Annotated in this window: 18 protein-coding genes; 7 read left to right on the forward strand and 11 right to left on the reverse strand. The window is 57.1% G+C overall.

Annotation, left to right across the window (positions count from 1 at the left end):
- Positions 1-83 precede the first annotated feature (83 nt).
- From JQR87_RS14960 to JQR87_RS14975, 4 genes are all read right to left on the reverse strand, one after another.
- Positions 84-860, reverse strand: a complete 777-nt coding sequence (locus tag JQR87_RS14960) for an amino acid ABC transporter ATP-binding protein (protein WP_407295713.1) — start codon at positions 858-860, stop codon at positions 84-86.
- 11 nt (positions 861-871) lie between these two features.
- The gene (locus JQR87_RS14965; protein ID WP_407295710.1) at positions 872-1,969 is read right to left on the reverse strand and encodes an amino acid ABC transporter permease; all 1,098 of its coding nucleotides are present in this window, start codon (positions 1,967-1,969) and stop codon (positions 872-874) included.
- A gap of 10 nt (positions 1,970-1,979) precedes the next feature.
- The gene (locus JQR87_RS14970) at positions 1,980-3,164 is read right to left on the reverse strand and encodes an amino acid ABC transporter permease (RefSeq protein WP_407295708.1); all 1,185 of its coding nucleotides are present in this window, start codon (positions 3,162-3,164) and stop codon (positions 1,980-1,982) included.
- Positions 3,165-3,252: 88 nt separating this feature from the next.
- Positions 3,253-4,281, reverse strand: coding sequence for an amino acid ABC transporter substrate-binding protein (locus JQR87_RS14975; RefSeq protein ID WP_407295706.1), 1,029 nt, complete (start codon positions 4,279-4,281; stop codon positions 3,253-3,255).
- A gap of 346 nt (positions 4,282-4,627) precedes the next feature.
- On the opposite strand from JQR87_RS14975, the gene JQR87_RS14980 reads away from it, so the two are divergent.
- The 3 genes from JQR87_RS14980 to rhlB all read left to right on the forward strand — a co-directional run bounded on the left by JQR87_RS14980 (position 4,628) and on the right by rhlB (position 7,939).
- Complete coding sequence (locus tag JQR87_RS14980) at positions 4,628-5,284, forward strand: alpha/beta hydrolase (RefSeq protein ID WP_407295703.1); 657 nt, start codon at positions 4,628-4,630, stop codon at positions 5,282-5,284.
- A 211-nt stretch (positions 5,285-5,495) separates the two neighbouring features.
- Positions 5,496-6,431, forward strand: a complete 936-nt coding sequence (locus tag JQR87_RS14985; RefSeq protein WP_407295700.1) for a GGDEF domain-containing protein — start codon at positions 5,496-5,498, stop codon at positions 6,429-6,431.
- 98 nt (positions 6,432-6,529) lie between these two features.
- Positions 6,530-7,939 (forward strand): ATP-dependent RNA helicase RhlB, encoded by a 1,410-nt coding sequence (gene rhlB / locus JQR87_RS14990; protein ID WP_407295698.1) that lies wholly within the window; start codon positions 6,530-6,532, stop codon positions 7,937-7,939.
- Between the two features lie 155 nt (positions 7,940-8,094).
- On the opposite strand, the gene moaE is transcribed toward rhlB, so the two are convergent.
- From moaE to JQR87_RS15010, 4 genes are all read right to left on the reverse strand, one after another.
- Positions 8,095-8,547, reverse strand: a complete 453-nt coding sequence (moaE, locus tag JQR87_RS14995; RefSeq protein WP_407295696.1) for a molybdopterin synthase catalytic subunit MoaE — start codon at positions 8,545-8,547, stop codon at positions 8,095-8,097.
- Positions 8,548-8,549: 2 nt separating this feature from the next.
- Positions 8,550-8,798, reverse strand: a complete 249-nt coding sequence (locus JQR87_RS15000) for a MoaD/ThiS family protein (protein ID WP_407295693.1) — start codon at positions 8,796-8,798, stop codon at positions 8,550-8,552.
- On the reverse strand, positions 8,795-9,265 hold the full coding sequence (gene moaC / locus JQR87_RS15005) for a cyclic pyranopterin monophosphate synthase MoaC (protein WP_407295690.1): 471 nt from the start codon (positions 9,263-9,265) through the stop codon (positions 8,795-8,797). The genes JQR87_RS15000 and moaC overlap by 4 nt, the downstream gene beginning before the upstream one ends.
- A gap of 92 nt (positions 9,266-9,357) precedes the next feature.
- Positions 9,358-10,746 (reverse strand): PhoH family protein, encoded by a 1,389-nt coding sequence (locus JQR87_RS15010; protein ID WP_407295688.1) that lies wholly within the window; start codon positions 10,744-10,746, stop codon positions 9,358-9,360.
- A 561-nt stretch (positions 10,747-11,307) separates the two neighbouring features.
- Here JQR87_RS15010 and yaaA point away from each other — a divergent pair.
- The 3 genes from yaaA (at position 11,308) to JQR87_RS15025 (ending at position 14,790) form a co-directional block, all read left to right on the forward strand.
- Positions 11,308-12,084, forward strand: coding sequence for a peroxide stress protein YaaA (gene yaaA, locus JQR87_RS15015; protein WP_407295686.1), 777 nt, complete (start codon positions 11,308-11,310; stop codon positions 12,082-12,084).
- A 692-nt stretch (positions 12,085-12,776) separates the two neighbouring features.
- Positions 12,777-14,222: a mannose-1-phosphate guanylyltransferase/mannose-6-phosphate isomerase gene (locus JQR87_RS15020; protein WP_407295683.1), complete on the forward strand. Its 1,446-nt coding sequence runs from the start codon at positions 12,777-12,779 to the stop codon at positions 14,220-14,222.
- 358 nt (positions 14,223-14,580) lie between these two features.
- Complete coding sequence (locus JQR87_RS15025; protein WP_407295680.1) at positions 14,581-14,790, forward strand: hypothetical protein; 210 nt, start codon at positions 14,581-14,583, stop codon at positions 14,788-14,790.
- Between the two features lie 374 nt (positions 14,791-15,164).
- Here JQR87_RS15025 and JQR87_RS15030 read toward each other — a convergent pair whose 3' ends face one another.
- Together JQR87_RS15030 and purU are read right to left on the reverse strand one after the other, a co-directional pair.
- Positions 15,165-15,365 (reverse strand): hypothetical protein, encoded by a 201-nt coding sequence (locus JQR87_RS15030; RefSeq protein WP_407295679.1) that lies wholly within the window; start codon positions 15,363-15,365, stop codon positions 15,165-15,167.
- A 28-nt stretch (positions 15,366-15,393) separates the two neighbouring features.
- Positions 15,394-16,245, reverse strand: a complete 852-nt coding sequence (gene purU, locus JQR87_RS15035) for a formyltetrahydrofolate deformylase (RefSeq protein ID WP_407295676.1) — start codon at positions 16,243-16,245, stop codon at positions 15,394-15,396.
- A 456-nt stretch (positions 16,246-16,701) separates the two neighbouring features.
- Here purU and mvaT point away from each other — a divergent pair, with 456 nt between their 5' ends.
- The gene (gene mvaT / locus JQR87_RS15040) at positions 16,702-17,079 is read left to right on the forward strand and encodes a histone-like nucleoid-structuring protein MvaT (RefSeq protein ID WP_407295674.1); all 378 of its coding nucleotides are present in this window, start codon (positions 16,702-16,704) and stop codon (positions 17,077-17,079) included.
- A 78-nt stretch (positions 17,080-17,157) separates the two neighbouring features.
- Here the strand turns inward: mvaT and sbcB are convergent, their stop codons facing one another.
- Positions 17,158-18,582: an exodeoxyribonuclease I gene (gene sbcB / locus JQR87_RS15045; RefSeq protein ID WP_407295672.1), complete on the reverse strand. Its 1,425-nt coding sequence runs from the start codon at positions 18,580-18,582 to the stop codon at positions 17,158-17,160.
- Positions 18,583-18,591: the final 9 nt, after the last annotated feature.

Here is an 18,591-nt window from a genome sequence, read left to right on the forward strand (position 1 = left end):
CTAAGGGGACGCCGCCGAATTAAGCTCAGTGCAAGGGTGAGCACCGGCCGAAACCGATCGCTCTCCCTCGATGTAGCGTTTGATCAGTGAAGGATCTGGCTCAGGAACAGCTTGGTGCGCTCGTTGTTCGGATTGGTGAAGAACGTCTCGGGCTCAGCCTCTTCGACGATTTCCCCCTTGTCCATGAAGATCACCCGGTCAGCGACAGTGCGCGCAAAGCCCATCTCATGCGTTACGCAAAGCATGGTCATACCGCTTTCAGCGAGGCCGACCATGGTATCAAGTACCTCTTTGACCATTTCCGGATCCAATGCCGAGGTTGGCTCGTCGAACAGCATGATCTTCGGCTTCATGCAAAGCGCGCGCGCGATCGCGACTCGCTGCTGCTGCCCCCCGGAAAGCTGCCCTGGAAACTTATCGGCTTGCTCGGGGATACGCACCCGCTCGAGGTAGTGCATCGCGATCTCCTCGGCTTGGCGCCGGGGCATCTTGCGTACCCACATGGGCGCCAAGGTACAGTTCTGCAGCACGGTGAGGTGCGGGAACAAGTTGAAGTGCTGGAATACCATGCCCACCTCACTGCGGATCGCCTCGATCTGCTTGAGGTCGTTGGTCAGCTCTACGCCATCAATGACAATGCGACCCTGCTGATGCTCTTCCAGGCGATTGAGGCAACGAATGGTTGTGGACTTGCCCGACCCCGACGGACCGCAAAGCACGATGCGCTCGCCCTGGGTAACGTTCAGGTTGATGTCCTTGAGCACGTGAAACTGACCGTACCACTTGTGCACACCTTGCATCTGGATAACGACTTCGGCGCTCTGCTTGGCCTGCTGGCCATTCAAGGATGTTTCATTCATATGTGTCGCTCCTAATTCCGGTGACCCGTGTCGAGCTTGCGTTCCAGATGCATGGAATAGCGCGACATGCCAAAACAGAAAATCCAATAAACAAGTGCCGCAAAAACATAGCCCTCGGTCGACATGCCCAGCCAGGCAGGGTCCGAAGTGGCGCGTTTGATGCTATTGAGGAAGTCGAACAGGCCGATGATGATCACCAGGCTGGTGTCCTTGAACAGTGCGATGAAGGTATTGACGATGCCGGGGATGACCATCTTCAGCGCCTGCGGCAGGATCACCAGCACCATGCTGCGCCAGTAGCCCAAGCCCATCGCCGCAGCCGCCTCGTACTGACCTTTGGGGATTGCCTGCAAGCCGCCTCGCACGACTTCCGCTATGTAGGCTGCCTCGAAGAAGATCACCATCACCATCGCGCGCATCAGCTTGTCGAGGTTCATGCCTTCCGGCAGAAACAACGGCAGCATCACCGACGACATGAACAACACGGTAATCAGCGGAACACCACGCCAGAACTCGATGAACGTGATACACAGGACCCGAATCGCCGGCATGTCCGAGCGCCGACCAAGCGCCAGGAGAATCCCGAGCGGCAACGCACCGGCAATACCAACGGCAGCGATGACGATGGTCAGCATCAGCCCGCCCCAGCGGCTCGTGGGCACTGTTTCCAGCCCCAGGAAGCCACCATGCAGCAGCCAGTACGCTACCAGCGGATAGATAATCAGGAAGGCAATTCCGTAGCGTGCCTTTCCGGGCATCCGCCGAAGGAACAGCGGCGCTGCACCGATAATGGCGAGCCAGGCAGTAGCATCTACCCGCCAGCGCAGTTCCGGCGGATAGAAGCCGTACATGAACTGACTGAAACGCGTCTGTACGAACACCCAGCACGCGCCCTCACGCGTACAGTCGGCCCGGGTTTCGCCAGTCCAGTCCGCCTTGATGATTGCCCAGTCGATGAGCGGTGGAACGACTAACCAGATCACGTAGAGACCGAAAAGGGTCAGTAGCGTATTGATCCAGCTGGAAAACAGGTTGGCCCTCATCCAGCCCAGCACACCGATATTGGTGGGCGGTGCCGGTAGGTCCGGTTTGAAAGTATGAGTTGTCATGCGCTTGTCCTTACCGCTCGATCAGCGCAATGCGCTTGTTGTACCAGTTCATCAGCAGCGAGATGCTGATGCTGATGGCGAGGTACACACTCATGGTGATGGCCATGGTTTCGATTGCCTGGCCGGTCTGGTTCAGCACCGTACCGGCGAACAGGGAAACCATATCCGGATAGCCAATCGCAGCTGCGAGCGAGGAGTTTTTCGCCAGGTTCAGGTATTGGCTGGTCAACGGTGGAATGATCACCCGCATCGCCTGAGGGATGATCACCAGACGCAAGACACGCCCCGGACGAAGACCTAACGAGGCGGCCGCTTCGGTCTGCCCGTGGCTGACCGACTGGATACCCGCACGGACCGTTTCACCGATGAACGCAGCGGTATAGATCGCCAAAGCCAACACAATCGACACCAGCTCGGGAATCACAACCCAGCCGCCACGAATGTTGAAGCGCTGCAGTTCGGGGACCTCCCACAAAAAAGGCGCTCCCATCAGCACGGAGCAGACCGTAGGAATGGCAATAAACAACGCGACGCTGGCGGAGAAGACCGGAAACGTCTGGCCGGTCGCATGACGCCGTTCGCGTGCCCAGCGATTGAGCATGACGATCGCAACTAACGCGACGAACATTGCAATCCAAAACGGCCAGAAACCTTCCCCTGCGCTAGGAGCGGGCATCTGAACGCCGCGATTGTTGATGAACACCACGTCCCACAAGCTCAGACTCTCCCTCGGCCCCGGCAGCGGACCGATCACCGCAAAGTAGACGAAGAAGATCTGCAGCAACGGCGGAATGTTACGAAAGGTCTCTATGTAGACCGTCGCGATCTTGCGCACCAGCCAATTGGGTGACAGCCGCGCGACACCGAGAATGAACCCGAGGATGGTCGCCAGGATGATCCCGACGATGCTGACCAGCAGGGTATTGAGCAGACCGACCCAAAAGACTCGACCGTAGGAGTCGCTCTCGGTGTAGTCGATCAAATGTTGAGAGATGCCGAAGCCGGCAGCGTTGTTCAGAAAGCCGAAGCCTGACGTGATGCCCCGGTTTGCAAGATTGGTCTGGGTGTTGTGAAACAAAAACCAGCCGATCCCTACTACTGTTATGACGGCAATGACCTGGAACAGCCAGGCACGCGCCTGCGGGTCCGTGAGCAGCGAGCCACGAGTGGCACCTGCTTTGGCAATGGTTCGCATCAAGAAACCTCATACGGCGCTGCCGGTGCATAGGCACCGGCAGCGCATATCCCTGAAACAAGGCCGGCAGGACGCCGGCCCAGCTTGGTCAACGCACTGGGGGTGCGTACTGCAGACCTCCATTGGTCCAAAGCGCGTTCAGGCCTCGCTCGATCTTCAGGTCGCTACCGGAGCCGATGTTGCGCTCAAACACTTCGCCGTAGTTACCGACTTGCTTGACGACTTGCACAGCCCAATCTTTAGGCAGCTTCAAATCCTTTCCGTATTCACCGTCTGTACCCAGCAGACGAGCCACATCTGGGTTCTTGGTGTTTTTGGCCATTTCCTCGACATTCGCTGAAGTGATACCCAGCTCTTCGGCGTTGATCATTCCGAACAGGGTCCAGCGAACGATATCGAACCATTCCTCATCGCCCTGACGCACAGCCGGGCCAAGCGGCTCTTTGGAAATCACTTCCGGCAATACAACGTAGTCGTCTGGCTTGGCCAGCTTGATGCGCTGTGCGTAGAGCTGGGACTGGTCAGAGGTGAGCACGTCGCAACGCCCGGACTCGAGCGACTTGGCGCTTTCGTCGGAGGTATCGTAGGTAATCGGGGTGTATTTGAGGTTGTTGGCGCGGAAGTAGTCGGAGAGGTTCAGCTCAGTGGTCGTACCGGCCTGGATACAGACGGTAGCACCATCCAGTTCCTTGGCACTGGATACGCCAACCGACTTGTTGACCAGAAATCCCTGACCGTCGTAATAGGTTACGCCGGTGAAGTTCAGACCCATTGCGGCGTCACGCGAACTCGTCCAGGTGGTGTTACGAGAAAGCACATCCACCTCGCCGGACTGTAGCGCAGTGAAGCGCTCCTTTGCAGTCAGGGGGCTGTATTTCACCTTGCTTGCATCGCCGAACACTGCAGCCGCAACCGCACGGCAGATATCCACATCGATCCCTTTGTACTCGCCTTTGGCATCGGTGTAGGAGAAGCCCGGCAATCCGTCGCTGACGCCGCACTGCACAAACCCCTTGCTCTTGACTGCGTCAAGAGTAGCCCCCGCCTGTGCCAAGCCGCTGGTGCCCAACAATGTTGCAGCGCCAAGCACGGCCAGTGTGGATTTAACCCTTATCATCGAAACCTCCAGTTTGCTTTTATTCTTGTGGTTAGTGTCTTCTGCCCGGATCACAGGCTGTCGCTCGAAATCTTTCGAGGAATCGAAGAAGAAACTGACCCCAGTCTAGCCGCCGTTTGGTTATCAGCAACCCCCCTGATGCGCTTATCTGCAGGAGTACCGGAGACATGCGGCGCATCAGCTTCCTTGGTTAAAGCAAGGGACGTACCAGAATCAGAACGCCAGTACAGATGCAGCCATGCGCTTCATTGCTACGCACGGTGCAGGTAACCTCGCTCCAGATTGCATCGTTTTCCCTCTGCGGACGCACCAACTTGACGCGCGCCCCCCCGAAATGGAGACACCTATGAGTGAGCCGCTGATCATCGAACCCGCGAACGCAGCCGACGCGTGCGTCATCTGGCTGCACGGCCTGGGTGCCGATCGTTACGACTTCCAGCCAGTCGCCGAGGCGCTGCAACAGCGTTTGTTGACGACCCGTTTCGTGCTACCGCAGGCGCCCAGCCGGGCGGTCACTATCAATGGCGGTTGGGCGATGCCAAGCTGGTACGACATCCTGGCGATGAGCCCAGCTCGCGCGATCAACCAGGCGCAACTCGAACAATCAGCACAGACCGTGATCGACCTGATCGAAGCGCAGCGCGACAGTGGTATCGACCCGACCCGCATTTTTCTCGCCGGCTTCTCACAAGGCGGCGCAGTGGTCTATCACACGGCTTTCCAGCGGTGGGCTGGTCCATTGGGCGGCGTGATTGCGCTCTCCACTTACGCCCCCACATTCAACCAAGACCTGAAGCTGTCGCCGTTGCAAACCGAGCTGCCGGTACTTGTTCTCCATGGCTCACAAGATGGCGTCGTGGTGCCATCGATGGGCCGTGCAGCGTACGAATGCCTGATACAGAACCAAGTCAAAGCGCAATGGAAGGACTATCCAATGGCGCACGAGGTTCGTCCTGACGAGATCAGAGACATTGGCGAGTGGCTGTCGGCACGGCTGGACTGAGACCGCATCGTTTAACCCGTCGTGACGAAAAATTGTGACGCTGCGCGCCTGCCCTTTCGGCCGATTCCAGCTACGCTTGGCATGGGTAGATCAAAACTCGATGCGCCTGCCGTTGTAGCGCTCATCGCGGCCAGAAGAAGCCGACCTAGCCAGTGTGATGGGATGCGTGCATAAGCATGACGAGGATGTCATCCGAGCGGGTGTTGCAGTCATGAGGCTTGCCGATTGGCAGGTGGAAATGCAACACCTCAAAAAAGCGCGGTTACTGGACCACGTTGACGAGCCTTGCCTGCGACTCCTGCAGGAAGTGTTCGAGCCCTACGTGATCGAGCCAGGAGAAACCCTGCTCTCCCCGCTGGAACACAACCACAACTTATATCTGGTGATGGAAGGCGAGTTGGCGGTCTACCTGGACTCGCTCGACAGCAGCCCGGTTCGCTCGATCGGAGCCGGCGATTGCGCTGGCGAAATCAGTTTTATGGACGACCTGCCACCTTCGGCCTATGTCGTCGCGCTCGAGCCAACCGTACTTCTAGCCGTACACCGTCGTTCGATGCAGTTGCTCACGCGCTCGCCACAACTGATGCAGAACCTCGCTGAGCTGCTCTGCCAACGGGTGAGACTGAGCGACCGCCTGATCATCAATAGCGAGCAGAACGCTAACATTGATAAGTTGACCGGATCGTTCAATCGGCGCTGGCTGGAGCAGATCTACAGCCGAGAAAGCGCTCGCTGCGCACTCAACGGCCAGCCGCTCTCACTCCTTATGCTCGATGTCGACCGTTTCAAGGAATATAACGACAAGCTTGGCCATCTCGCGGGTGATCACGCACTATGCCTGGTGGTCAACACGCTCGGAAAGCTGCTGCGCCCCAGCGACAGCCTTGTGCGCTACGGGGGGGAGGAATTCGTCGTGTTACTGCCTGAGATGGCACTTGAGGACGCCTGGAGTGTTGCCGACCGTTTGCGTCAGAGCCTCGAAGATATCGCCTCCTTCCGGTCCCCTATTGGTTTATTGCCTGGCGTGACTATCTCAATCGGTGTCGCAGCCATGAGGCCGGAGGACGATCTGGACAGCCTCGTCAATGTTGCGGACCAAGCCCTCTATCAGGCGAAGGAGCTCGGGCGAAACCGCGTGTGCGGGTGATCAACCGCAACCGCCGCCCACTTCTGAGCACATCTTCGCCGGAGGTGCTTCTTGCATTACACTGGTGGTAAACCTTACATGACATAGATGAGAAGACCGTGCTCAAAGCACTCAAGAAGATTTTCGGTAAAGGTTCAAGCCAGCCAGACACTGCCGAGCCTGTTAGCAGCACCCCAAGCAGCAGCACCAGTGTTCCGGCGCAGACGGAAATTGCCAAAGCGCAACGGGAAAACCCCACCGCTTCAAAGCCACGTCGTGAACGCACCCGCAAACCTAGCGCTCCCCAACCCCCAGCCTGGAAGCTCGAGGACTTCGTAGTTGAGCCCGCGGAGGGCAAAACCCGCTTCCACGACTTCAAGCTCGCACCCGAGCTGATGCACGCGATCCAGGACCTCGGCTTTCCTTACTGCACGCCAATCCAGGCGCAGGTTCTGGGCTTTACGCTAAAGGGCCGTGATGCTATCGGTCGAGCGCAAACCGGTACGGGCAAGACAGCCGCCTTCCTCATTTCAACGATTACCCAGTTGCTCCAGACACCGCCACCGGGCGACCGCTACATGGGCGAACCACGAGCCCTGATCATTGCCCCAACCCGTGAGCTGGTCGTTCAGATCGCCAACGACGCGCTGAACCTGACCAAGTACACCGGCTTGAATGTCATGAGTTTCGTCGGGGGCATGGACTTCGACAAACAGCTAAAGACGCTTGAGTCCCGCTATTGCGACATTTTGGTAGCCACGCCGGGACGTCTGCTGGACTTCAACCAGCGCGGCGAAGTGCACCTGGACATGGTCGAAGTGCTGGTATTGGACGAAGCGGACCGCATGCTCGACATGGGTTTCATTCCTCAGGTCCGCCAGATCATCCGCCAGACACCACCGAAGACTGAGCGACAGACGCTGTTGTTCTCGGCAACCTTCACCGAAGACGTAATGAACCTTGCCAAGCAGTGGACGACGGATCCCGCGATCGTCGAGATCGAAGCGGTGAACGTCGCCAGCGATACCGTGGAGCAGCACGTCTACGCTGTTGCCGGTAGCGACAAGTACAAGCTGCTCTACAACCTCATTACCCAGAACGACTGGACCCGTGTCATGGTCTTTGCCAACCGCAAGGACGAGGTGCGCCGCATCGAAGAACGCCTCACCCGAGACGGTATAAGTGCCGTACAGATGTCCGGTGATGTGCCGCAACACAAGCGTATCCGAGCCTTGGAAGGCTTCCGCGAAGGCAAGATCCGCGTCATGGTGGCAACTGACGTCGCTGGTCGCGGCATTCATGTCGACGGCATCAGCCACGTAATCAACTTCACGCTGCCGGAAGTACCCGACGACTATGTGCACCGCATCGGCCGTACGGGGCGTGCGGGGGCCAGCGGCACATCGATCAGCTTTGCTGGCGAAGATGATGCCTTTGCCCTACCGGCCATCGAGGCATTGCTAGGCCGAAAGATCAGTTGTGAAATGCCGCCTGCTGAATTGCTGGCTGCAGTCCCACCCAAGCGTTAACAGTGCCTCAAAAAACCAGGCGAAGCTGAAAATAGCTTCGCCTTAGCATTACCGCACCGAACCGAGACCACCTGTCAAAGGCAGCAATTGTCACGCCTTACCAACTGTTTCGGAGCTCGGCACCGGTTTTCCCACCGTAGTACCGAGCGGTGTGGCTATTTACTCCATCGATCGGCCGCAGCCTGATCGCTGCATCGACCCTCTACCCAGCGCGGCCCCTCTGGCGTCTCCTCTTTTTTCCAGAACGGAGCTCGGGTCTTCAGGTAGTCCATGACGAACCGACACCCGTCGAACGCCGCCTCTCGATGAGCACTGGCCGCACCAACAAAAACAATAGCCTCGCCCGGCTGAAGCGACCCGACCCGGTGCAGAATGTCCAGCTTCAGCAATGGCCAGCGTTCGACAGCCTCGTCGACTATTTTCTGTAGCGCTTTCTCCGTCATTCCAGGCGCATGCTCCAGGAACATGCCCGCCACATCATGACCCTCATTGAAGTCCCGAACGTAGCCAACGAAACTGGCAACCGCACCGATGCCCAGGTTGGCAGCATGCATGGCGTTGAGTTCAGCACCAGGGTCAAATGGCGCTTGCTGTACACGCACCGCCATGATCAGCCTCCAGTCACAGTGGGAAAGAACGCCACTTCATCACCATCGATCAGCGGCTCGTCAAGGCCGCATAATTCATCGTTGCGCGCGGACATGATGTTTTGTTCAGCCAAGACACACCACTCGCCCCCCCGCGACAGTAAATGAGCACGCAGATCGTCTAGACGAAGGAAGGAGGCGTCCCACTCGATCTGTTCCGAGTCGATGCCCAAGGCCTCGCGATATCGCGCGAAATACTGAACCCGGATCATGCCGGTACCTGCCAATGGCCGCTTTTTCCCCCAAGCTTCTCCAGCAGCCGAACGCCTTCGATAACCATGCCTTTGTCCACCGCCTTGCACATGTCATAGAGGGTCAAAGCGGCGATACTGGCTGCCGTGAGCGCCTCCATTTCCACACCGGTCTGGCCCGCCAGTTTGCAGCGCGCTTCGATCCGCACACGATCTTCCCCTTCCGGCTGCAGCTCGACTTTTATACTGGTCAGCAACAGAGGATGACAAAGGGGTATCAACTCGTGAGTCTTTTTCGCCGCCTGGATGCCGGCGATACGGGCGACAGCAAAGACATCACCTTTGGGGTGTCCACCCTTTTGAATCATCTGCAAGGTTTCAGGAAGCATGCGGACCTTGGCTTCCGCTACCGCCTCGCGCGCCGTGACGGCCTTGGCGGTAACGTCGACCATGTTGGCCCGCCCCTGTGAATCGAGGTGAGTGAGCATATACAGGCGACTCCGGATATCGATGCGGCATTGTAAACACAATATGCCGCACGACACCCCTGCCTGCCGCTCGCTCGCGGGAGCCTTGAACCCTACATATGAGCCTCGGCGTATTCGGCCAATACCGAGCGAGGCACCCCTTGCAAGGTAACGTGCATGCCGTGTGGGAAGTCCTTAAACCGCTCGGTCAGATAGGTCAGCCCCGAGCTGGTCGCAGATAGGTAGGGCGTATCGATTTGCGCCAGATTGCCAAGACAGACCACCTTCGACCCGCTGCCGGCGCGCGTGATGATCGTTTTCATCTGGTGCGGCGTCAGGTTCTGACACTCGTCGATAAGAATCAGGCTCTGCTGAAAGCTGCGCCCGCGGATGTAATTGAGGGATTTGAACTGCAGCGGCACCTTTTGCAGGATGTAGTCCACGCTACCGTGCGTGCTCTCGTCATCCATATGCAGAGCTTCGAGGTTATCGGTGATCGCGCCAAGCCAGGGCTCCATCTTTTCAGCCTCGGTGCCTGGGAGGAAGCCAATGTCTTCGTCCAGCCCCTGCACGCTTCGCGTGGCGATGATACGGCGGTAACGCTTGCTTACGACCGTTTGCTCGATCGCGGCAGCCAGGGCCAGGATCGTCTTGCCTGAACCCGCAGCCCCTGATAGGTTAACCAGATGGATATCGGGATCCAGCAGGGCAAACAATGCCAGCGCCTGGTGGATATCGCGCGGCCGTAGGCCCCACGCTTCCTGGTGCAGCAACGGCTCCTGGTGCATGTCGAGCAATAGCAACTCGTCGGCCTTGATGCCCTTGATCCAGCCGACGAAACCTTGTTCATCAAGAATGAATTCGTTGATGTGCACGGCTGGCAGGTTGTCGATCAACTGGACCCGATGCCAGGTGCGCCCGTGCCCCTGATGAGTGTCGACCTTGCTGACCCTGTCCCAGAACGACCCGCTAAGGCTGTGATAACCACGGGAAAGCTGTCCAACGTCGTCGACCAGCTTGTCGGTATGGTAGTCCTCGGAGGCAACGCCGCAGGCGCGGGCCTTGAGACGCATATTGATGTCATTGGTGACCAGTACCACCGGCACGCTAGCGCTGCGCCGCTGAAGCTCTACGACCTGATTGATGATCTTATTGTCGTTGAGATCTTCTGGCAGCGCGCTGGAGTCGGCACTTTTACTCATCAGTATCGACAGGCTGCCGCAGGGTCCGCTCTTCTCACGCTGGATGGGAACGCCGAGCTCGACCTCTTCGGGTGTTGCGTCACCGAGCACCTTGTCGATCAGACGAATCGCCTGCCGACATTCAGCCGCAACGCTGTGCTTGCCGGTTTTGAGCTGGTCCAGTTCCTCCAGCACCGTCATCGGTATGGCGACGTGATGTTCCTGGAAATTCAGTAATGCATTGGGGTCGTGAATCAGAACGTTCGTGTCGAGAACGTAGAGGGTGGGCCGAGTTGCGCGGGGTCTGCCGTAGTCATCCATACGCGATCACCTTTTCGGAGCCGGAACGACGGAGGGCCGAATGCTCTCCGCCGTAGGGAAACCGCCGTGCGTCGAGGTGAGCGGACTTGAGTGGCAGGGGCTTGGGGCCACCCAGAGGCCGCCACCTGTGAGTGCAGGTTTCGGCGGTCTTGCATCAGGTAATACCGCAAAATAGATGACAGTAAAAAGTCTTTTTCAGAGAGATGACGTTTTTTTATCGAAACGACGAATAGCCCTTGGCCCAACTCAAACCGGGGACTAGGCTCCGAGATCGATCCGCGTGATCACCGCCGCTGCCCCACGCTCCCGTCATGTACGCCGTCTCAGCGAAGCCCATCCGCCATCTACCATGGACAGCCTGCCAAAAAGGCAGCGCAGCAGCATTAGAGACAGCCCTGATCGGCCCTTGACCCATGACATCCAGGGCTCTGCTCGGCATTGCCTACGCCAGCGGCCAAGCGCGCAACTCGCATCACATCTCTTAAGACACTAATCGGACTCATAGCTGGAGAGACTTCGCCATACGGCCTAAAATCGGCTCACATCATAGGAGACCGCTGCATGCTGATGGTGATTTCGCCAGCCAAGACGCTGGACTACGACACCCCGCCTACGACCAGACGCTTCACTCAACCTGAACACCTGGATCACGCCCAGGCGTTGATCAGTCAATTGCGCGACATGTCGCCTCAACAGATCAGTGATCTGATGCATTTGTCAGACAAGCTTGCGGCGCTCAATGTAGCCCGCTACGGCAGCTGGAACGCGGCATTCACGCCGAGCAATGCCAAGCAGGCACTGCTTGCTTTCAAAGGTGACGTTTACACCGGCCTGAATGCCAACGACTTTACCGAAGCGGACCTCGATTTCGCTCAACAGCACTTGCGCATGCTGTCCGGGCTATACGGCGTGCTTCGCCCGCTGGATCTGATGCAGCCGTATCGTTTGGAGATGGGCACGAAATTAGCCAACCCACGCGGCAAGGATCTCTACGCCTTCTGGGGCGACCGGATAAGCGAGTGGCTTAACCAGGCCCTTGCCGCACAAGGCGATGATGTACTGCTGAACCTGGCCTCGAACGAGTATTTCGGTGCGGTGAAGCGCCATGCGCTCAACGCGCGGGTCATTGATGTCGATTTCAAGGATCAAAAGAATGGTCAGTACAAAATCATCAGCTTCTATGCCAAGAAAGCCCGGGGGCTGATGAGCCGCTACGTAATCAAGGAACGTATCAAGAAACCCGAACAACTGAAACAGTTCAACTACGACGGCTATCGCTACAGCCCGGACAGTTCATCGACTGACCATCTGGTGTTTTTGCGGGATACCCAAGACTAGTTCCATCTTGTCCCTGCTGTTTCCCCTGGCCCGGCTTGGAGCGAGGACGGTTCCCGCCACCACCTGTACCTCACTTCAGGCCGTCGTGCCGGCCAAGGTCTGCAATGCCAGCAGACCGACGCCCCCTCCGCTACCGTCGAAAACTACCCGATCAGCGGCATGCGGTCAGGGAACTATCCGAAGGCCCCCGCAATCATAAGCGCGTACCGGCATTTCCAGACGGAAAGGGACGTCGCACATGAACGTGCTATGGAATTCAGAACAGTTTGGGCAACGCGTTAGCCACGGCAGCCTCCCGAGATCGCCAGGCGTATTGAATCTAATACAGCCGGGCCAGGCGCCTGCAGCGTCGACACGCAGCCAGACGCATCAGCCGAAGACGGACAGAAGCCCCTTTAATGGCAGTCGATCGAACTGGCTCACGTCTGATGAGCGGCCTAAATACATTCACCGCACCTCAGCTATCGGCTGCGCAGCATCCAGCGCGGTTTCAATCAATTATCTAGCAACACCCCAAGATTCAGGCTCGGAGCACGCTGTTCGCCCCGAATGCGGTTTTCTCAAAGAGAAACCGAACTTAACGGCGCGAGGCACCTGAAGGCCCGACCAAGAAGCATACGGCGAGCGCAGACCTCTGACCGCCACATGGACAAGAAGAACTTCCCCCTTCTCAATGATTCAGGAGAAACAACATGATTCCGGTCATCCTTTCAGGCGGCAGCGGTTCCCGACTCTGGCCTCTTTCGCGCAAGGCATTTCCCAAGCAGTTCCTGGCCCTCACCGCTGACCAAACGCTATTCCAGCAAACCATCGAGCGCCTGGCCTTCGAGGGCATGCAAGCGCCCCTGCTGGTCTGCAACAAGGAGCACCGGTTCATCGTCAAGGAGCAGCTGGCCGCGCGCAAGCTCGGGACGCAGGGCATCCTGCTAGAGCCGTTTGGTCGCAACACTGCTCCTGCAATCGCCATTGCAGCGATGAAACTGCTTGCCGAGGACCGTGACGAGTTGCTACTGGTTCTGCCTGCCGACCACGTTATCGAAGACCATAAGGCGTTCCAGCGCTCCCTCGCCCTGGCAACCAATGCAGCCGAAAACGGCGGAATGGTCTTGTTCGGCATCCCAGCCACGAGCCCGGAAACCGGCTACGGCTACATCAAATGTGATCACGAGGGGCATAACGGCCTGCCTGAAGGGGTCAACCGCGTTACTCAGTTCGTTGAAAAGCCCGACGAGGTACGCGCCCAGGAGTACGTCAACTCCGGCGACTATTACTGGAACAGCGGCATGTTCCTGTTCCGTGCCAGCGTGTTCCTCGACGAGTTGAAGAAGCACGACCCGGACATCTACGACACCTGCTGGGTGGCGCTGGAGCGCAGTATCAAGAACGGCGAAGAGCTTCTGATCGACCCAGCCACTTTTGCATGCTGCCCGGATAACTCGATCGACTATGCGGTAATGGAAAAAACCGAGCTGGCGTGCGTCGTTCCGATGTCCGCAGGGTGGAGCGACGTTGGCTCCTGGTCCTCGCTTTGGGACGTGCTGGAAAAGGATGAAGACGGCAACGTGACCAGAGGTGACGTGATCGTTGAAGACAGCCGCAACTGTCTTGTTCACGGTAACGGCAAACTGGTAACCGTGGTCGGCTTGGATAATATCGTGGTCGTCGAGACCAAAGACGCGACCATGATCGCCCACAAGGACAAGGTGCAGGACGTCAAGAAGCTTGTGAACAAGCTCGACGCCATGAAGCGCTCCGAAACGCAAAACCACTGTGCTGTCTATCGCCCTTGGGGCTGGTACGACTCGGTCGACATGGGCGGTCGCTTCCAGGTCAAGCGGATCTGCGTAAATCCAGGCGCGCAGCTGTCGTTGCAAATGCACCATCATCGCGCCGAGCACTGGATCGTTGTGTCCGGTACCGCCCAGGTCACCTGCAATGACAAGACGTTCCTGCTCACCGAAAATCAGTCCACTTACATCCCAGTGACTTCCATCCACCGCCTGGCGAACCCTGGCAAGATTCCACTGGAAATAATCGAGGTCCAGTCGGGCAGCTATCTGGGCGAAGATGATATCGAGCGCCTGGATGACGTCTATGGTCGAGCGCCCAACGACGTGGCCAGTCAGCCAGCTCGCTAAATCGCAAGCCTCAAACCAAGATAACCGCGCCGAACCAGGCGCGGTTTTTGTTGGTGGGCTTGCAATCCGTCAGCACAAGCCATTGGCCTTTATTACAAGGTTTTGCTTAGCCAAGTTAGCTCAAGCCTGTCACCGCACTGCGCATCAAGTTGCACGGCCGTGCCAAGTAACAGATATCGCACTTCGCTAATTATCAGCTATTTGCCGACGGCAGACTTGTTAGCCCAAGCCGCTTGAAGTACTGTTTACTCAATCCTATACCATCCAAAACGAGCGGGCCTCGCCAGAGCCCGGAAGCTCGCACCCCTGAGCGCGCCGCGCTCAAAATCGATAGACGTAGTAAGAGGCAAAAACAGACGTGACAAAAGAACAATTACGCGCCGAGCTTGAAAAGCAAGCCAACCGCTTTCAGGCCGTTTACGGTGGAGAAATAACAACCTACGCCGCACAGCCCGACCCAGAACGACGGCCTTGGCGTAAAAGGCCTACCGTACACGACCAGGTGTTCAAGGCCGAGATAAAGAAGATCGAAAAAGAGTTATCCGAGCAAGAATCCCAGGCCGAATGAATTGTTCACTGCTGTGATCCAACAACTGTGAACAACAGCAATCATTGAAGCAGCGCCCTCCCCTCAAGCTTAGTTTCCAATAGACTAAAGGGCACCGTCCAATACCATGCTACGTTGCAGGCTGCCGATGGTGCTCCAGGATACTCAGCTTACCTGCGTTACCTAGCGCATCAGCGATGTTTCAGCCGGCCTGGCATAAGCGGCCTGTTTGACCCGCTCAAGGCGAAACATATCGACCTTGAGTATCAGCAGCGAAAAATGTCCAGATCGCTGAACTGTTCGGCGCGCCTTTGCAAGGTGATGGCTTTACCGTCACGCCTCAAACTAAGCCTCTTTTAAGTGGCGCAGTTTGCCAACCAACTAGGCGCTGGCGGCTACGTCATGTCACTACGTTCATCAAGCCGGTCATCAGCAAGTCGCTGACGTTCGCTCAGATACTGCTTCCATAGGGCTTCGGCATCTGGGAAGTCAGTCCCTGTCTCCGCTCCCATTTGGTCGGGATCGTAGCGCTGGGTACAACCACTTCCAATAATGTCCGGCGCCCTCGCGCCGGCCTTTTCCAATGGATCGCTCATTATTCTCCCCGCAGCGAAAAACGACGGGTTAGTTGAATACCAGGGTCTTGTTGCTGTGCACCAGCACTCGCTCTTCAAGGTGATAACGCAAGCCGCGCGATAGCACCATTTTTTCGACATCTTTGCCCAACCGAACCATGTCTTCAATGCTGTCGCGATGACTGATTCGTACGACGTCTTGTTCGATGATAGGTCCAGCGTCTAGTTCTTCCGTCACGTAGTGACACGTCGCACCTATCAACTTGACGCCTCGCAGGGATGCCTGGTGGTAGGGCTTGGCGCCCACGAACGATGGCAGGAAGCTGTGGTGAATGTTGATGACGCGTTGCGCGAATTCCTGACAGAGCTCGGCCGGCAAGATTTGCATGTAGCGCGCCAGGACGATCACATCGGCTCGTTGCTCGCGCACCAGGCGTGACACTTCGGCAAACGCTTCCTCCTTGCGCCCGGGCTCAACAGGAACATGAATATAGGGAATGCCATGCCACTCGACCATGCTGCGCAGATCATCATGGTTGGAGATTACGCAAGGTATGTCGCAATCCAGCTCACCACTGTGCCAACGATGCAGTAGGTCGGCCAGGCAATGCGATTCACGACTGGCCATCAAGACCACTCGTTTGCGCTGCTCCGAGTCAGTAATGCGCCACTCCATCGAGAATTCCCGCGCTATCGGCCCGAATGCTTGACGGAACCCATCGAGATCGAAAGGCAGGGAGTCGGCACGGATCTCATGCCGCATGAAGAACCAGCCACTCTGACGATCAGAATGGTGATTGGCTTCGGTTATCCAACCATTGTAGGTCGCAAGGAAGTTACTGACCTTGGCCACAATGCCGACGCCGTCTGGACAGGCAATAACCAGCCTGAATGTGCGCATTTTAAATTGACTCCGGCTTACTCAAGAAGAGGCGGCATTCTAGCGCAGCGACGAAAACTGCCACCATACCAATCAACCGCCCCGCCACCGCAGCCAGAATTGCCGCGGCCGGGGATTTGGGTCGAACCAGCCGACGGCAAACAAACACACCTATAAAGGCCACAAAAATTTACGAGTTTTAGCTCGAGAGCAACGAAGCGGTAAGGAAAACGTAGCAATGCAGTGCTCGTGAACGACCTGTAGTTCAGGCATCGAAAGCGCAAATAAGCGGGACATATCTGATCGTGGTGCAGTTATGTGCAGCGTTTCTTGATGCCTGCCTTACAACTAAGGACTCTAAGCCTGATACCAACTGAACAAACTAACCAAAACTTTACTCAAGCGAAGATTTACTTGTCCTCGGTAGCTGTCTATGATTGCTGTCACTCGCGTTCCAACCTATACCAAGGAAGTGACATGTCGCTGATCAACGAATACCGCGCCACTGAAGAAGCAATCAAGGAACTACAGGAGCGCCTGAAGTCCCTGTCCGAAGACGACAAGCTCCAAAAGGAACTTGAGTTTGAAGGTAAACTGCGGGAGCTGATGGGCGAATACCAGAAGTCGCTTCGCGATATTATCGCCCTGCTTGATCCGGATGCACGCAGCAACAAACCGCAGCGCGCTTCCAAAGCGCCGGCCGCCGCCAAGCGTGCCCGTCGCGTCAAGCAGTACAAGAACCCCCATAACGGCGAAGTGATTGAAACTAAAGGTGGCAATCACAAAACGCTGAAAGAGTGGAAAGCACAATGGGGTTCCGACGAGGTTGAAAGCTGGGCCACTTTGCTGGGCTAACTTTCAGGCGGACCCGAAGCCATCTGGCACAGTCTCGTGGTGCCAGATGGCTTTTTTATGCGCGGACGAAAAGCATATTCAAAGCGCGTAGCGTGCACGCAAGCCGCGAGCATGCAGCGACCATTGCTGCAGTAAAGGTTTTTGCTCAGGGGTCGCTGAGCGCAACAACACGTCGAGACTTTCTTCGAACTGTTGCAGGGTGTTAGGGGCACCGAGCTCAGGTGTCATCAACCGTTGGCGACAAAACTCTTGCCACTGCTGGATTTCGGTTGCTGATAAACACTCAGGAAAGTTACGTGCCCGGTACCGGAAATGCAGTTCGGACAAGCGCACGTCATCAAAAGGTAAGGCTGCGTCAGTCAGTCGAGGTGATGTGTTGCGCACCTGCTCGCACAGTCGCCGATCTCGATCGTTGAAGAATCCGTCATACAACTGCTGCTCGGGATCTGAGGACCCGGCAAACGGCTCATCCTGATAGATATCTGCTAGTTTCCATCGCCATTCCGGTTCGCGTTCGCGTAACTCTGCTGCTCTCGAATCACAACATTCCATATCCAGCCCGAGCCGTTCGATATCGGACTGGCGCAGCACGTTCATTGGCGCGAGCACCGGGCAGCGATTCATGTGGACAAGTTTCAGTGGGACCGGAAGTTTGTCGCCCATATCTTCCCGCCGTGTATAGAGCCGCTCACGGATGCTTTGCGCCTGCTCCTCCCAAAGTGGCGAGCATTCGGCGCTCAGGTCACAGACGATTAGCGCATTGCGATTGCGCGGATGCCAAGCCAGCGGCAGCACCGCAGACAGAAAATGACGTGCCGCAGAAAAACGCCCGGATATATGCACCATTGGCCTGAGCAGTTGTACTTGCTCAACCACAGCATGTTTACGGCGAAGCTTGTAAAGGTAGTCATATAGACGAGGCTGTCGGTCACGAATCAACCGAGCCAACGCAATGGTGGCTCGCACATCCGACAAGGCATCGTGGGCGTTTGCATGTTCAAGACCATTGGCGGCGCTCAAGCGCTCCAGTTTGAGCGTGACACGTCCGTCCTCCTCCGGCCAGACGATGCCCTCGGGTCGCAGTGCATAAGCAGTACGAACCAGATCGATCAGGTCCCAACGACTGTTGCCGCCCTGCCACTCGCGGGCATAGGGATCGAAGAAATTTCGGTACAGGCTATAACGCAGCACTTCATCATCGAAACGCAGGCTGTTATAGCCAGCGCCACAGGTGCCGGGCAATGCCAGTTCATGGTGCAGCCGGGCAATGAATTCTGCTTCGCAAAGGCCCTTTTCGGCCAAGGTGTCGGGCGTGATGCCCGTTACCAGGCACGCGGCGGGGTGCGGCAGAATGTCATCACTGAGGCGGCAGTAGAGGTTCAATGGCTCGCCTATCTCTTCCAGCAACTCGTTAGTGCGAATTCCGGCCACTTGCACGGGTCGGTCGCAGCGAGGAGAGATGCCGGTCGTTTCGAAGTCGTACCAGAAGATGCTGGAGGTCAAGGGAGCGTC

Source organism: Stutzerimonas stutzeri (genome assembly GCF_051028275.1).
In the GTDB taxonomy this organism is placed as follows: Bacteria; Pseudomonadota; Gammaproteobacteria; order Pseudomonadales; family Pseudomonadaceae; genus Stutzerimonas; species Stutzerimonas stutzeri_AS.

Coding starts and splice junctions, on each gene's coding strand:
- yaaA (WP_407295686.1), top strand. CDS start 11,308: ATGCTGATGGTGATTTCGCCAGCCAAGACGCTGGACTACGACACCCCG.
- mvaT (WP_407295674.1), top strand. CDS start 16,702: ATGTCGCTGATCAACGAATACCGCGCCACTGAAGAAGCAATCAAGGAA.
- moaC (WP_407295690.1), bottom strand. CDS start 9,265: ATGCTCACTCACCTCGATTCACAGGGGCGGGCCAACATGGTCGACGTT.
- purU (WP_407295676.1), bottom strand. CDS start 16,245: ATGCGCACATTCAGGCTGGTTATTGCCTGTCCAGACGGCGTCGGCATT.
- JQR87_RS14970 (WP_407295708.1), bottom strand. CDS start 3,164: ATGCGAACCATTGCCAAAGCAGGTGCCACTCGTGGCTCGCTGCTCACG.
- JQR87_RS14985 (WP_407295700.1), top strand. CDS start 5,496: ATGAGGCTTGCCGATTGGCAGGTGGAAATGCAACACCTCAAAAAAGCG.
- JQR87_RS14965 (WP_407295710.1), bottom strand. CDS start 1,969: ATGACAACTCATACTTTCAAACCGGACCTACCGGCACCGCCCACCAAT.
- JQR87_RS14960 (WP_407295713.1), bottom strand. CDS start 860: ATGAATGAAACATCCTTGAATGGCCAGCAGGCCAAGCAGAGCGCCGAA.
- moaE (WP_407295696.1), bottom strand. CDS start 8,547: ATGGCGGTGCGTGTACAGCAAGCGCCATTTGACCCTGGTGCTGAACTC.
- JQR87_RS15000 (WP_407295693.1), bottom strand. CDS start 8,798: ATGATCCGGGTTCAGTATTTCGCGCGATATCGCGAGGCCTTGGGCATC.
- JQR87_RS14980 (WP_407295703.1), top strand. CDS start 4,628: ATGAGTGAGCCGCTGATCATCGAACCCGCGAACGCAGCCGACGCGTGC.
- JQR87_RS14975 (WP_407295706.1), bottom strand. CDS start 4,281: ATGATAAGGGTTAAATCCACACTGGCCGTGCTTGGCGCTGCAACATTG.
- JQR87_RS15030 (WP_407295679.1), bottom strand. CDS start 15,365: ATGAGCGATCCATTGGAAAAGGCCGGCGCGAGGGCGCCGGACATTATT.
- JQR87_RS15020 (WP_407295683.1), top strand. CDS start 12,777: ATGATTCCGGTCATCCTTTCAGGCGGCAGCGGTTCCCGACTCTGGCCT.
- JQR87_RS15010 (WP_407295688.1), bottom strand. CDS start 10,746: ATGGATGACTACGGCAGACCCCGCGCAACTCGGCCCACCCTCTACGTT.